Origin of the sequence: Lysinibacillus sp. UBA5994, from assembly GCF_002429725.1 — a bacterium.
In the GTDB taxonomy this organism is placed as follows: Bacteria; Bacillota; Bacilli; order Bacillales_A; family Planococcaceae; genus Lysinibacillus; species Lysinibacillus capsici.
On the sequence record NZ_DJAU01000026.1, the window covers coordinates 42,359 to 56,956 of the forward strand.

Genomic DNA, 14,598 nt, shown 5'->3' on the forward strand with positions numbered 1-14,598 from the left:
GGGGAATTTTTTTGACGAATAAACAGTCACCTAGCGTCTATAATGATGACGCTATACAAGTATTAGAAGGATTAGAAGCGGTACGCAAACGACCTGGCATGTATATCGGTTCTACGGATGGCCGTGGACTTCATCACCTTGTGTATGAAATCGTAGATAATGCGGTGGATGAAGCACTGGCTGGCTTTGGATCTCATATTATTGTCACAATTCATAAAGATCAAAGTATGAGTGTGCGCGACTTTGGCCGTGGGATGCCAACCGGTATGCATAAAATGGGCAAACCGACACCAGAAATTATTTTTACAGTGCTACACGCTGGTGGTAAATTTGGTCAAGGTGGCTATAAAACAAGTGGAGGTTTACATGGTGTTGGTTCTTCCGTTGTGAATGCGCTCTCAACATTTTTAGAGGTGACAATCCATCGCGATGGTAAAAAGTATCGTCAACGCTTTGAGCATGGTGGACATCCTGTCACAACACTTGAAAATATTGGGCAGACCAAGCAGACAGGAACGCTTGTTCATTTCCTACCAGATGAAACGATCTTCTCTGTCACAAAATTCAATTATGATACGTTAGCGGAACGATTACGTGAATCAGCCTTTTTATTAAAGGGCTTAAAAATTGAATTAATTGATGAGCGCGAGGAAGGCAAGAGCGATGTGTTCTTTTATGAGAATGGCATTGAGGCTTTCGTTGCGTATTTGAATGAGGAAAAAGATGTCCTTCATCCAGTAAAATATGTAGAAGGCGTACAGGATGAAATCGAAGTAGAGTTCGCTTTCCAGTATAACGATGGTTATTCAGAAACGATTTTATCATTCGTTAATAATGTCCGTACACGTGATGGTGGTACACATGAAACGGGTGCAAAGGCAGCATTGACACGTGTCTTTAATGAATATGCAAGAAAAATTGGCCTGTTAAAGGACAAGGATAAAAACCTTGAGGGGACAGATATTCGTGAGGGCTTAGCAGCGATCGTGTCTGTTCGTATCCCAGAGCATTTACTGCAATTTGAAGGACAAACAAAGGGCAAGCTTGGGACAAGTGAGGCTCGTTCTGCAGTAGATAGTGTAGTGTCTGAGCAAATTTTGTATGTGCTAGAGGAAAATGCAGAGTTATCAGCTTCTCTTGTTCGTAAAGCGATTCGAGCGCAGCAAGTGCGTGAAGCAGCTCGTAAAGCGCGTGAGGATGCACGAAATGGCAAGAAAAACAAAAAGGGTAGTACGATTTTATCTGGAAAATTAACACCAGCTCAGTCACGTAATGCGGCAAAAAATGAGCTGTATTTAGTCGAGGGTGATTCTGCGGGTGGCTCTGCTAAACAAGGTCGTGACCGTACATTCCAAGCGATTCTGCCATTGCGCGGGAAAGTAATCAATACAGAAAAAGCCAAGCTACAGGATATTATGAAAAACGAAGAAATTTCAACGATTATCCATGCGATTGGGGCAGGTGTTGGTACGGATTTTGCGGTGGAGGATTCTGCCTACAATAAAGTAGTCATCATGACCGATGCGGATACAGATGGGGCACATATTCAAGTCTTGCTATTAACATTCTTCTATCGTTATATGCGTCCGCTCATTGAGTCTGGGAAGGTCTATATCGCACTACCGCCGCTTTATAAAGTCTCAAGAGGTACAGGGAAAAAAGAAGTCATTGAATATGCTTGGACAGAAAGTGATTTACAAAAGGCCATCAAGAAGGTTGGAAAGGGTTACATATTACAGCGCTATAAAGGTCTTGGTGAGATGAATGCAGACCAACTGTGGGACACAACGATGAACCCTGAAACACGGACATTGATTCGTGTCACAATCGAGGATGGTGCACGAGCGGAGAGACGTGTCACGACGTTAATGGGTGATAAGGTGGAACCACGTCGTAAATGGATCGAAGCCAATGTAGACTTCGGTATGGAGGATGATTCTAACATTTTAGAGAATGAATTCATCCAACAAGAGGAGGACCAAGCATGAGTAGTACAGAAAAGTTTCAAGATTTACCGTTAGAAGAAGTAATGGGTGACCGTTTTGGTCGCTATAGTAAATATATTATTCAAGACCGCGCGTTGCCTGATGCACGTGACGGTCTTAAACCAGTACAGCGCCGTATTTTATATGCGATGTTTACGGAAGGTAACACACATGATAAGCCGTTCCGTAAATCCGCAAAAACAGTGGGTAATGTAATTGGTAACTATCATCCGCACGGCGATAGCTCTGTGTATGAAGCGATGGTACGGATGAGTCAGGACTGGAAGGCACGTCATATGCTCATTGAGATGCACGGGAACAATGGCTCGGTAGATGGCGATCCTCCAGCTGCAATGCGTTATACAGAGGCGAGACTATCAGCTATTGCCGCTGAAATGCTACGAGATATTGGCAAGAAAACGGTTGAATTTGTGCCAAACTTTGATGATCAGGATATGGAGCCAACTGTATTACCAGCACGTTTTCCTAACCTTTTAGTCAATGGCTCTACAGGAATTTCCGCTGGTTATGCGACAGATATTCCGCCACATGCCTTAGATGAAGTACTGGATGCTGTGTTGATGCGCTTAGACAAGCCTAATGTTACTGTAGATGAATTGATGACGGTGATTAAAGGACCTGATTTCCCAACGGGTGGAATCATTCAAGGTGTTGATGGCATTAAAAAGGCGTATGAAACAGGTCGTGGTAAAATCATCGTCCGTGCACAAGCAGTTGTTGAACCAATCAAGGGTGGTAAAGAGCAAATTGTTATCACTGAGTTACCATATGATGTAAATAAAGCGAATCTTGTGAAAAAAATTGATGAGCAACGTGTAGATAAACGACTAGAAGGCATTGCAGAAATTCGAGATGAATCAGACCGTACAGGCTTACGTGTCGTAATTGAGCTGAAAAAGGATGTACCAGGACAAGGAATTTTACAGTACTTGTTTAAAACAACGGATTTACAGGTAGCTTATAATTTTAATATGATTGCCATTCATAATCGTCGTCCAACGATGATGACATTGCCATTATTGCTAGATGCGTATATTGCCCATCAAAAAGAAGTGGTAACAAACCGTTCCATTTATGATTTACAAAAGGCAAAGGATCGTTCCCATATTGTAGATGGATTAATTAAAGCCCTTTCCATTTTAGATGAAGTCATTGCGACGATCCGTTCTTCTAATGATAAGAAGGATGCGAAGCTTAATTTACAAGCGAAGTTTGATTTTACAGAGGTACAAGCAGAGGCCATTGTAAGCCTGCAATTATATCGTTTAACGAATACGGATATTACAGAGCTTCGTCAGGAACAGGACGAGTTAAATAAGCTAATTGCGAAGCTAGAGGGGATTCTACAAAGTGAAGCAAAGCTAGTGCGTGTTATTAAACAAGAGTTACTAGATATTAAGAAACGCTTTACAGAGCCTCGTCGCTCGAAGATTGAGCAAGAAATTGAAGAAATTAAAATTACATTGGATGTCCTTGTGCCAAGTGAAGAGGTTGTCGTAACAGTAACGAAGGATGGTTATATTAAACGTACATCCACACGTTCTCATGCCGCTTCAAACGGGCAAGATTTTGCCATGAAGGATTCAGATTATTTATTGTATGAAGCAAACTTAAATACACAGCACCATCTATTGCTGTTCACAAATCGAGGCAATTATATTTATCAGCCTGTTCATGAGCTGCCTGATATACGCTGGAAGGATCTCGGCCAGCATATTTCAAGTATTGTGCCAACAGGGGAAGATGAATCCATTATTGCGGTTTATGGCTTCGAAACATTTGAACAGCCAAATACGTATGTCTTCACAGCCACAAAAGATGGCCAAATTAAGCGCTCACCACTCGCAGACTATGCGGTAACACGTTATTCAAAGCCAATTAAAACGATGAACGTCAAGGCTGGTGATGCGATGATCTATGCATCATTTGTAACAGATGACGTGGAGCTGATGCTCACAACGGATACAGCCTATGCGATTCGTTTCCCTATGGAGGAGTTACCAGTTACAGGTGTGAAAACAGGCGGTGTGAAAGGGATCACACTAAAAGATGGAGAAGCCTTAGTTGGAGTCAATGTGTTACAGCCTGATGTTACCCACTATGTAGTGATTGTGACACAGCGTGGGGCCGTAAAGAAAATGAATGTCGCTGAAGTTGAAGTAGCGAGTCGTGCAAAACGTGGACTAAAAGTATTAACAGAGTTAAAAGCAAACCCTCACCGAATTGTGGCAGTTGTTCAAGCAACAGACGAGGAGCAGGTTGTGATTGAAACTGAAAAAGGTGTTCAAGAGATGATTGACGTACAAGCATTGTCTCGTGCGGATCGCCATTCCAATGGTTCATTTAAAGTGGATATTGCAACAGATGGAGCAATTTCTCATGTTGTAACAGCCAAAAAAGAACAGAAACCAAGCTAAAAGCATGCCCAGCCTCTTAGGAGCGCTGGGCTTTAAGCTCTATTCAAAAATAGCACCTTGTCATTTAAGTGAAACTATGGGTATAATAATCATCGAAAAGTTCATAGCGAAAGAATGTAGGGGGGCTAGTAATTGCTAGCTGAGATTGTGTCCGGTAGACGCTGACCCTTTGAACCTGATTTGGCTCGTACCAGCGTAGGGAACATCTATTCAAAAAGCAAAGTTTTGAAGATTGATTGCAATACGTCTGGGAGGAATCCTAGGCGTTTTTTTATGTTTTCAAGCAACAGCTTGCCAACATTGTATACGCTTTCTTCTGGTGACAACATTCATTCATGAACACTTTCATATTACAAACTGGGAGGCTTTCGCATGAAAAAATGGTTTTTTATTTTATTGGCAGCACTATTGACATTAGTAGGCTGTAGTGACAAGGATGACAAGCAGGCTGCAGACAAGCTGAAAAAGGTGTCTGTGGTACTGGATTGGACGCCGAATACAAATCATACAGGACTATATGTTGCCAAAAAACTCGGTTATTTTGAGGAACAGGGTTTAGATGTTGATATTATTATGCCTGGTGAGGCGGGCGCAGATCAGCTTGTTGCTTCTGGAAAGGCGGATTTTGGCGTGAGCTATCAGGAAGGCATAACACAGGCACGAGTCCAGGATGTGCCGCTGGTCTCCATCGCAGCAATTATACAGCATAATACATCTGGCTTTGCTTCTATTGCTTCAAAGGGCATTACATCGCCAAAGGATTTTGAAGGTAAAACCTATGGTGGTTGGGGCGCACCATTAGAGCAAGCCGTTTTACAATCACTCATGCAAAAAGAAAAGGCAGATATTAATAAGCTAGATATCGTCAATGCAGGGGATTTAGATTTCTTTACAATGATGGAAAAAGATATAGATTTTGCTTGGATTTATTATGCATGGACTGGGATTGAGGCTGAGCTGCGTGGGGAAAAGATTAATATGCTATATCTTACAGATTATAGTGATCAATTGGATTATTATACGCCAGTTTTAGCTACAAATGAAAAAATGATACAGGACAACCCGGATGTAGTCAAAGCCTTTGTGGCAGCTGCATCGAAGGGCTATGAATACGCAATTGAAAACCCAAGTGAAGCGGCTGATATTTTAATCGAAGCGGCACCTGATTTAGATAAAGCATTAGTGCATAAAAGTCAGGAATGGCTGGCTGATAAATATCAGGATGATGCCAAGCAATGGGGAGAGCAAAAGCTTTCTGTGTGGGAAAATTACGCGAAATGGATGTCTAGCAATCAAGTACTAGAGGGCGAATTTGATGCGAAAAAAGCCTTTACTAATGATTTCTTACCTAAAAAGGAGGCCAAATAAGATGGCAAATTCATTAATCAGTGTACAAATCATTCCGAAGACAGAGAAATATGAAGATGTTATACCATATGTCGATGCAGCAATTGCGGTGATCGATGCTTCTGGGGTGAAATATGAGGTACATCCATTGGAAACAACGATGGAGGGTGAGCTTTCAACATTGCTCCAAATCATTGAAAAAATGAATGAGAAGATGATCGAACTTGGTGCCATTAATGTCATTACACAAGTGAAAATTTTATATCAGCCAACGGGTATTACGATGGATACATTAACGGAGAAATATCAGTAATGAAACGTGCATTACAGAAGGGAAGGACGATAATTTTTATCGCCTTCCTCTTGTTCATATGGGAACTAATCGTGCGGTTTGCTGAAGTTCCTCATTGGTTAGTACCCGCACCAAGTAGTATTTTGTCGGAAGCCATCCAGTCGTATCAAACCTTTCTACCACATGCATTCGCTACGGTACAATTAGCTCTACTAGGATTGGCCATTGGCATCGCTTGTGGGCTAACGGTGGCAATAGTGTTGCATCGATTTACATTTATTCGAGAACTGTTTTATCCAATTCTTATTATGTCGCAGAATGTTCCTATTCTAGTCTTGGCACCGCTCCTTATTATTTGGTTTGGCTTTGGCTTATTACCGAAGCTTATCATTATCTGTCTTGTGTGCTTTTTCCCGATTGTCATTGCAGCGATGGATGGATTTAGACAAACAGCTCCAGAATTAAAGCATTATTTTGCCATGGTTGGTGCTACAAGGGCACAAACCTTTTGGAAGCTGGAATGGCCTTATGCCTATCCTGCTATTTTTTCAGGCATTAAAATTGCGGCTACATATAGTGTAATGGGGGCTGTGATTGCGGAGTGGCTTGGTGCAAAAAAGGGTATTGGTGTTTACATGACCCTAGCCCAATCCTCCTTCCGTACGGATCGCGTATTTGTGGCAATTTTTGCGATTGTTCTCTTGAGCTTACTATTGTTTAGTGGTATTCGTTTAATTGAAAAATTCATGGTGAAGGGAAGAGGCTATCATGCTCAGCATTCAAAACATCGCTAAATCCTTCGATGCGCTCAAAGTCCTTGATCAACTTTCTTTTGACGTCAAGGATGGAGAGTTTGTGGCGATCGTTGGTCCTTCAGGCAGTGGTAAAAGTACACTTTTTCAATTAATTGGTGGTGTTTCGCCAATTGATCAAGGAGCCATTTTATTAAATGGAGAGGATATCCAACAAAAAAAAGGAACGATTGGCTATATGCCACAGCAGCCATGTCTATTACCCTGGCGTACAATACTAGAAAATGTCACGCTTGTACAGGAATTACAACATAAACCAAATGTTGAACGTGCCAAGGAATGGTTAGAAAAGGTTGGTCTTGCCTCTTTTATCCATGCCTACCCGAACGAACTGTCTGGAGGCATGCAGCAGCGTGTGTCCTTTATTCGAGCAATGGTCAGTGATAAGCCGATTTTATGCTTAGACGAACCATTTTCTGCGTTGGATGAATTTACTCGACTGGAAATGCAAGCATGGCTTTTATCTATCTGGGAGGAGTACCGCAAATCCATTCTATTTGTTACACATAGTATTGAAGAAGCTCTCTTTTTAGCAGATCGCATACTTGTTTTAACCAAACGTCCAGCTACCGTTAAAAAGGAAATCATCGTGCCGTTTGAGAGACCTCGGAAAGAGGAAATTCGACATTCTGCAGCATTCACAGCATTAAAGCAACAATTATTTATGTATTTACAGGAGGAAAAGGGTGATATGTATGTTGATTGATGCGCATATTCATTTGGATCAGTACACCGATGAGGAAATTCCTTCCTTATTAGAAGAAGTGAAAGCTGTAATCGCGGTTAGTATGCAACTTTCCTCTTGTGAAAGAACGTTGCGTTTATCGAATAGCTATCAGCAAGTAAAGGCTGCTTTTGGCTTTCATCCTGAACAGCCTTTACTAAGTCCAAATGATGAGACAGCTTTATTTGATTGGATTCGCTCGCATCAGGATGATATGGTTGCTATTGGTGAGGTGGGTCTACCTTATTATTTAAAACAAGAGCAAGCGATTGATGAACGTCCCTATGTGGAGTTATTAGAGCGTTTTGTTGTATTGGCGAAGGAGCTGGACAAGCCAATTGTGTTACACGCAGTATATGAGGACGCCCATATTGTGTGTGATTTGCTGGAAAAACATCAGCTTCACGAAGCCCATTTTCATTGGTTTAAAGGGGATGAAGCTATTGTGAAGCGCATGATAGAGCGTGGTTATTTTATTTCCATTACGCCAGATTGCTTGTACGAAGAGGAAATTCAACAGCTAATTCATGCTTATCCCATTGAACTAATGATGGTAGAAACGGATGGTCCTTGGCCGTTTGAGGGACCGTTTACGAAGAAGCGTACATCTCCCTGGATGATGCACTCAACGATTGAGGTGATTGCCTCCATCAAAGGGCTATCAACACAGGAAGTGGCCAAAATTATTACGCAAAACACGAAAACATTTTATCGGATTTAATAAGAAAAAGCAGTATAGGGTACGAGTTATTCGTCCTTATACTGCTTTTTATATTTCGTATAATCATGCTCTAATTTTTCGTTTTTTGTTTTCGTTAGACGTTCATGTGTACTAAAAGAGATAGATTGTCGATTTTTTTCAACATCTTTACCAACTGTGCGTTTAATGTGCATCCGCTTCTTTTTAGCTTTAGATTGTGACATGAGCATCGCCTCCAATTCATTTTTAATTCTATAGTAACGAATAGGGAAGAAAAAGTAAAACCTCGTAAGCAAGATACTTACGAGGCTGTTGAGTGTATTAGTGAGATACGTCCTGTACAGAAATACCTGTGTTTGCTTTAACGTCAACTTCACGATACTTCGCATCATCTGTTTCTTTAGAAAGTAATGTGCCGATGAAACCACCAAGGAAACCAAGTGGTACAGAGATTAAGGCTGGGTTCGTTAACATAATTAAAGGATCACCAACGAAAATTGCCTTACCTTCAACTGGATTCCAAACGTTTGGAGACATAGCAACTAATACTAACGCAGAGATTAAACCTGTTAACATCGCAGTAACAGCACCCGCTGTATTAAAGCGTTTCCAATAAATTGTGTAGATGATAACTGGAAGGTTAGCAGATCCTGCGATACAGAATGCTAAAGATACTAAGAATGCAACGTTTAATGTTTGTGCACCAAGTGCTAATAGGATAGAAATAACAGCGATTGTAATCGAACCGATACGAGCTGCAAGAACTTGCTCTTTTTCTGTAATTTTACCCTTTTTGATAATTTGTCCATAAATATCATGAGATAGGGCAGATGCACCAGAAAGTACAAGACCTGCTACTACCGCTAAAATTGTTGCGAATGCTACCGCACAAACGAATGAGAATAGAATGTCGCCACCTAGTGCTTCTGCAAGAAGTGGGGCAGCCATGTTACCAGCAGCGTTTGCTGCGATAATATCTTCTTTCCCAACGAATGCTGCTGCACCGAAGCCTAAGAAAATTGTTAGAACGTAGAAGATACCTACGATCCAAGTAGCCCAAATAACAGATGAACGAGCTGTTTTCGCGTCTTTTACTGTGAAGAAACGCATTAAGATATGTGGAAGACCCGCAGTACCTAATACTAACGCAATTAACATAGAGATTGTATCAAGTCCATTTGTATATTTAAGACCTGGGTTTAAATAAGCAGCTCCACTGTCAGTAACCGTTGTCATTTCTTTAAACATTGTAGAGATACTGAAGCCGAACTCTTTTAATACTAAGAACGAAATAATAACTGTACCCAACATTAAAAGACAAGCTTTAATAATTTGTACCCAAGATGTTGCTGTCATACCACCGAATAGTACGTAAGTAGTCATCATGAATCCTACGATTAATACGGCGATCCAATAGTCGATTCCTAAAAGTAATTGAATAAGTGCTCCTGCACCAACTAGTTGTGCAATCATGTAGAATAAAACAATTGTAATAGTGCTTAAAGCAGCTGTTCCACGGACTTTGGCGTTATCAAAACGCGCTGTAATCATGTCAGCTAATGTAAATTTCCCAAGGTTACGTAATGGCTCAGCAACGATATATAATACCACTAAGTAAGCTACTAAATAACCAATAGAGAAGAAGAATCCATCAAATCCAAATAATGCTACAGCACCAGCGATACCCAAGAAGGATGCTGCTGATAAGTAGTCACCAGCGATAGCTAGTCCATTTTGCCAGCCTGTTAAGCCACCACCAGCAGTATAGAAATCACTTGCTGAAGATGTACGTTTGGATGCCCACCATGTAATAACTAATGTTAAACCAACAATGGCTACGAAGAAGAATATGGCTGTAAGACTCATTCCGTTACTCATCGGCGGCCACCTCCGTTCTCGTATTCAGCGATAATCGCTTTTGCTTCTCTATCGAAGCTGTTTGCTTTTGCTACATATAAATGACATAACCCCCATGTCATGATGAAAAGACCTGCTGCATAGATCCACACCCAAGTAATTTCCCCAAATGCCTTTTGGTGTAGAATTGTCGTGTACGATGTCAGAATTGGTAACAACATGTATGCCGATAAAAATATGGCAGTCATTGACCAAAGAAAAGAGTTCTTTCTTCGTACAAGAGACTTAAATGATTCTTGATTTGCAATTGAATCATAGTCAATCACGATACCTTTTTTTGCTTGATTGTTCGCCATTAACATTCCCCATTTTGTGTATATTTTTTCTACCTCAAGACTTGATTTTGCTAGTTTAGTGAATTCACATTTTCATTTTATGTAACAGTTCACAAAATTGCAATACATTTCAGAAAAATTATGTAAAAAAAATTTTTCAGAAAATACTCCTAAGAGAGAAAAAATGGCGCAAAGCCAAGAATATAAAGGGTTTTAGAAAATTCAGATAAATAAATGAAGTGAAGAGAAATCTAGATTCTTAACAAAAAATGAAGGGTAAATTTACAAAAAAATCTTGTTTTTTCAATTAAAAATAAACACTATTTACCTAGTGAAAATTGGATTTTTTCTGTTTTTTGGAAGTGAAATAATATTGTTCGATAAATAAATTGGTAGATATTGAATAACAAAAAAGGCGAAAAACTCGACCAAAAATCGAATTTTTTGCCTATTTTTTTGCATTTTTTGAATTGAGATTCATTATGCAGGAGGTGTATAAATATTAATGTGAAATATCAGAGACAGACACGCCTGTATTTGCTTTCACACGAATTTCTTTATAAATACGTTCTGCTTCTTCCTGTGGCACTTTGTTAGATGAAAGAACAGTACCTAAGTATCCAGCAATAAAGCCTAATGGAATCGTAATAATCGCTGGAACAGCAAGTGGCACAAGTGGTTGTCCAACAAAGATAGCCGCACCTTCAACAGGGCTCCACACATTTGGTCCCATTGCTCCTAAAATTAAACATGATACTAACCCCGTTACCATCGCAGTTACAGCACCTGTAGAATTAAATTTCTTCCAATAGATTGTATAAAGGATTACAGGTAGGTTTGCTGACGCACCGATACAAAAGGCGAATGATACTAGGAATGAAACGTTTAAGCTTTGTGCAAACAGAGCGAGAATTATAGACACGATCGCAATTGAGATAGAGCCTGTACGAGCTGCTACTACCTGTTGCTTCTCTGTTAAATTACCACCCTTAATGATTTCTCCATAAATATCATGAGAAATGGCAGAAGCCCCTGTTAGTACTAAACCAGAAACAACGGCTAAAATAGTCGCAAATGCCACTGCGCCGATAAATGCCATCAATACATCTCCACCTAAGTAATGCGCAAGAAGCGGAGCAGCTGTATTACCAGCCTTACTTTCAGCAAGAATTTGATCTAAACCTACAAAGTTTAATGCACCGAACCCTAAGAAAATTGTTAATGAAAAGAAAATAGCTGTAATCCAAGTTGTCCAAGAAATAGAGGAACGTGCTGTTTTTGCATCCTTTACAGTAAAGAAACGCATTAAAATATGTGGTAAACCAGATGTTCCTAAAACTAAAGCCATCATCATCGAAACGGAGTCGATTGTGCTTGTATACTTAATTCCAGGTACAAGGAACTTTTCGCCATGATCTACTGCAATTGTGTCGAACATCTTCATAAGAGAGAAGTCAAATTTCATTAACACTAAAACCGCTAATAAACCTGTTCCGAATAATAATAGACTTGCTTTAATGATTTGCACCCAAGAAGTCGCTGTCATACCACCAAACAATACATAAGTTGTCATCATAACACCGACAATTAAAACGGCAATCCAATACTCAATACCGAATAATAGCTTAATCAATGCACCAGCACCAACTAGCTGTGCAATCATATAAAGAATTACGATAATAATGGTACCAGACGCTGCCACACCACGAATTCGCTTTTCATTAAAACGAGCCGTTAACATATCTGCTAACGTGTAGCGGCCTAAGTTTCGCATTGGCTCAGCAATGACATAAAGCAGCACTAAATTCGCTACTACATAGCCTACAGAGAAGAAGAAACCATCAAAGCCAGTTAAGGCAATTGCACCAGACACCCCAAGAAAGGCTGCCGCAGATAAATAGTCACCAGCAATCGCAAAGCCGTTTTGCCACCCCTTTAAACCACCACCAGCAGTGTAAAAATCAGCCGCAGAAGATGTACGCTTTGCTGCAATATAAGTAACAACAAGTGTTAAGCCAACAATAGCTAAAAAGAAACCTATGGATACGATGTTCATTTATTTTCCACCTTTCGCCTGATACTCTGCAAGAACAGCGGCTGCAGCTTTATCGAATGAAGCAGCTTTTTTTACATATACTGTACAAAGCACAATGGTCATGATAAATAATCCTGCAGAATAAACCCATACACCCGTAATATTTCCGAAGAATTTTTGTTGTAGTACAGGCTGGAAAGCAAGAATCGGAAGCAGGATATAAAGAATTAAAAACACTGCTGTAATCGAGAAAAGAAAGGTATTTTTCTTTTTTACAAAGCTATTAAACGATTCCATTGCTTCAATTGCATGATAATCAATTGATTGGGCCTGTTTTTTGCTTGAAACATTCGCCATTATTATTCCCCCTAAAGTTATATATTTCTGTTTTAAACGACATATTTCTTTTTCGTTCGTCGTTATATTCACTTATTTTATGGGGGAGAATCCTATAATGCAATACTAAATTTTGAGTTTTTATAATTTTTAGTCACTTCTGTTTTGTGGAAATAACATAGAAATAATAAGGATTTATTAGAAAAATTCTGTTTAAAAGAGCGTGCAGTTTTCTGATGAAATAATATTGTTAAAATAGTTTGTTGTTGATAAAAATGAATGTAGGAGAAAATACAAACATAAAAGAGAATTTTCTGTATTTTATTATTCTGCTATTAAATTCCAGGGGAGCTTGTTAAGTAGAAATAATTTGTTATATAACAATTATCTGAGATTTTGGGAAATAACGAAAATGATAAAAAAAAGCTATGAAAAAAATTTTAAAAAGGATGTGTCATTTGGAAGAATTAGTGAGGCGGAATTCCAGAATCAGTTAATGTTCACATGTTATACAAATAGCCATCTGGGTGTAAGTCCATTATCTTGTGTTTAGCTTCTATAATGAATAAAATAAGGTGATGAAATGAAGGGAAGTGGGCACCACTAATGACAAAGAAAAGTATATTGCTAGTTTTAGTTCTAGCATTTAGTAGCATTCTAGCTGCTTGCGGTAGTTACAAGTTTGAACCAACATTAAATCTCGAGGTTCAAGATTTCACAGTAACGAATCAAAAAAATGAACAAGTGACCCTAGATGATCTTAAAGGTAAGCCTTGGCTAGCCATGTTTATTTTTACAAACTGTACGACAATCTGTCCACCCATGACATTTAATATGACAGAAGTTCAACAAGCACTACAGGATGAAGGCCTTGAAGATTATCAAATTGTGGCATTTAGCGTGGATCCAGAAGTGGATAAGCCTGATGTTTTAACAAATTACTTAAATACGTATAATGTTGTAGATGAAAGCAAATGGCAGCTACTAACTGGCTATCAACAAAAATTCATTGAACAATTTGCACGTAAATCATTTAATTCATTAGTTAAAAACGATCCTAACTCAGACCAAGTCATACATATGTCGAGCTATTATTTAGTAAACGCAGACGGCACAGTTGTAAAAGACTATGATGGGGCGACAAACGTACCAGTTGAAACAATCGTTGGAGATATGAAGGCTCTTATTAAGGAGAGCAAATAACACAGAAGTCCATGTGACTTCTGTGTTTTTTTATGGAAAGAGGGGAAAGTGGAAGATGTACGCCTTTAAAAATCATTCGTCTCGATTTACTTTCCCAATATTGCAGCGAATACGGCAATATTATATCGTTATATGCAGCAATGGTTCATTAACTTAAACTATTCAACTGATTAGTAAGAGGAGGGATTTTAATGAATAAACAGGACCAGCTTAACTTGATTAAGGACGACTTTATAAATTCTCAAAAGGTACTATTAGCAATTGGTGATGAAACCAGACAAGCTATTTTAATGGTATTAATGAGCACAGATTGTCAAACGGGATTGCGTGTAGGTGAAATCACAGAACAAACACATCTATCTCGACCAGCTGTGTCACATCATCTTAAGATTTTGCGAGATGCTGGTGTTATTTTAATGCGCAAAGAAGGTACAAAAAACTTTTACTATATAGATATACGGACAAAACTAGGTTCGTTAAAAAATCTGGTGTTGGATATTGAGACGTTGTTAACGGAATTTTATTGACAATTAG

At 39.3% G+C, this 14,598-nt stretch carries 14 protein-coding genes and 1 riboswitch; of the genes, 9 read left to right on the top strand and 5 right to left on the bottom strand.

Annotated elements, in window-relative coordinates; translation table 11 throughout:
- Positions 1-11 precede the first annotated feature (11 nt).
- From parE to B3D98_RS08330, 7 genes are all read left to right on the top strand, one after another.
- On the top strand, positions 12-1,988 hold the full coding sequence (gene parE / locus B3D98_RS08300) for a DNA topoisomerase IV subunit B (RefSeq protein ID WP_112118572.1): 1,977 nt from the start codon (positions 12-14) through the stop codon (positions 1,986-1,988).
- Positions 1,985-4,423: a DNA topoisomerase IV subunit A gene (gene parC, locus B3D98_RS08305; RefSeq protein ID WP_048393066.1), complete on the top strand. Its 2,439-nt coding sequence runs from the start codon at positions 1,985-1,987 to the stop codon at positions 4,421-4,423. Before parE ends, parC begins: the two co-directional genes overlap by 4 nt.
- 108 nt (positions 4,424-4,531) lie before the next feature.
- A riboswitch (TPP riboswitch) is annotated at positions 4,532-4,642 on the top strand.
- Between the two features lie 153 nt (positions 4,643-4,795).
- Positions 4,796-5,791, top strand: coding sequence for an ABC transporter substrate-binding protein (locus B3D98_RS08310; RefSeq protein ID WP_103118202.1), 996 nt, complete (start codon positions 4,796-4,798; stop codon positions 5,789-5,791).
- A 1-nt stretch (position 5,792) separates the two neighbouring features.
- Positions 5,793-6,083, top strand: a complete 291-nt coding sequence (locus B3D98_RS08315) for a thiamine-binding protein (RefSeq protein ID WP_004227928.1) — start codon at positions 5,793-5,795, stop codon at positions 6,081-6,083.
- The gene (locus B3D98_RS08320; RefSeq protein WP_288582328.1) at positions 6,083-6,856 is read left to right on the top strand and encodes an ABC transporter permease; all 774 of its coding nucleotides are present in this window, start codon (positions 6,083-6,085) and stop codon (positions 6,854-6,856) included. Before B3D98_RS08315 ends, B3D98_RS08320 begins: the two co-directional genes overlap by 1 nt.
- On the top strand, positions 6,831-7,580 hold the full coding sequence (locus B3D98_RS08325; RefSeq protein ID WP_288582330.1) for an ABC transporter ATP-binding protein: 750 nt from the start codon (positions 6,831-6,833) through the stop codon (positions 7,578-7,580). Before B3D98_RS08320 ends, B3D98_RS08325 begins: the two co-directional genes overlap by 26 nt.
- Entirely contained in the window at positions 7,570-8,319 is a 750-nt protein-coding gene (locus B3D98_RS08330; RefSeq protein ID WP_288582582.1) for a TatD family hydrolase, read from the top strand. Before B3D98_RS08325 ends, B3D98_RS08330 begins: the two co-directional genes overlap by 11 nt.
- A 26-nt stretch (positions 8,320-8,345) precedes the next feature.
- On the opposite strand, the gene B3D98_RS08335 is transcribed toward B3D98_RS08330, so the two are convergent.
- From B3D98_RS08335 to B3D98_RS08355, 5 genes are all read right to left on the bottom strand, one after another.
- The gene (locus B3D98_RS08335) at positions 8,346-8,522 is read right to left on the bottom strand and encodes a hypothetical protein (protein WP_004227938.1); all 177 of its coding nucleotides are present in this window, start codon (positions 8,520-8,522) and stop codon (positions 8,346-8,348) included.
- A gap of 97 nt (positions 8,523-8,619) precedes the next feature.
- On the bottom strand, positions 8,620-10,164 hold the full coding sequence (locus B3D98_RS08340) for a solute symporter family protein (protein ID WP_048393165.1): 1,545 nt from the start codon (positions 10,162-10,164) through the stop codon (positions 8,620-8,622).
- An 8-nt stretch (positions 10,165-10,172) separates the two neighbouring features.
- The gene (locus B3D98_RS08345; RefSeq protein WP_048393058.1) at positions 10,173-10,511 is read right to left on the bottom strand and encodes a DUF485 domain-containing protein; all 339 of its coding nucleotides are present in this window, start codon (positions 10,509-10,511) and stop codon (positions 10,173-10,175) included.
- A gap of 481 nt (positions 10,512-10,992) precedes the next feature.
- Positions 10,993-12,546, bottom strand: a complete 1,554-nt coding sequence (locus B3D98_RS08350) for a solute symporter family protein (protein ID WP_048393056.1) — start codon at positions 12,544-12,546, stop codon at positions 10,993-10,995.
- The gene (locus tag B3D98_RS08355; protein ID WP_004227946.1) at positions 12,547-12,882 is read right to left on the bottom strand and encodes a DUF485 domain-containing protein; all 336 of its coding nucleotides are present in this window, start codon (positions 12,880-12,882) and stop codon (positions 12,547-12,549) included.
- Between the two features lie 585 nt (positions 12,883-13,467).
- Between B3D98_RS08355 and B3D98_RS08360 the strand changes: the two genes are divergently transcribed.
- Together B3D98_RS08360 and B3D98_RS08365 are read left to right on the top strand one after the other, a co-directional pair.
- Entirely contained in the window at positions 13,468-14,064 is a 597-nt protein-coding gene (locus B3D98_RS08360) for an SCO family protein (protein ID WP_004227948.1), read from the top strand.
- A 191-nt stretch (positions 14,065-14,255) separates the two neighbouring features.
- Complete coding sequence (locus B3D98_RS08365; RefSeq protein WP_054550229.1) at positions 14,256-14,591, top strand: ArsR/SmtB family transcription factor; 336 nt, start codon at positions 14,256-14,258, stop codon at positions 14,589-14,591.
- Positions 14,592-14,598: the final 7 nt, after the last annotated feature.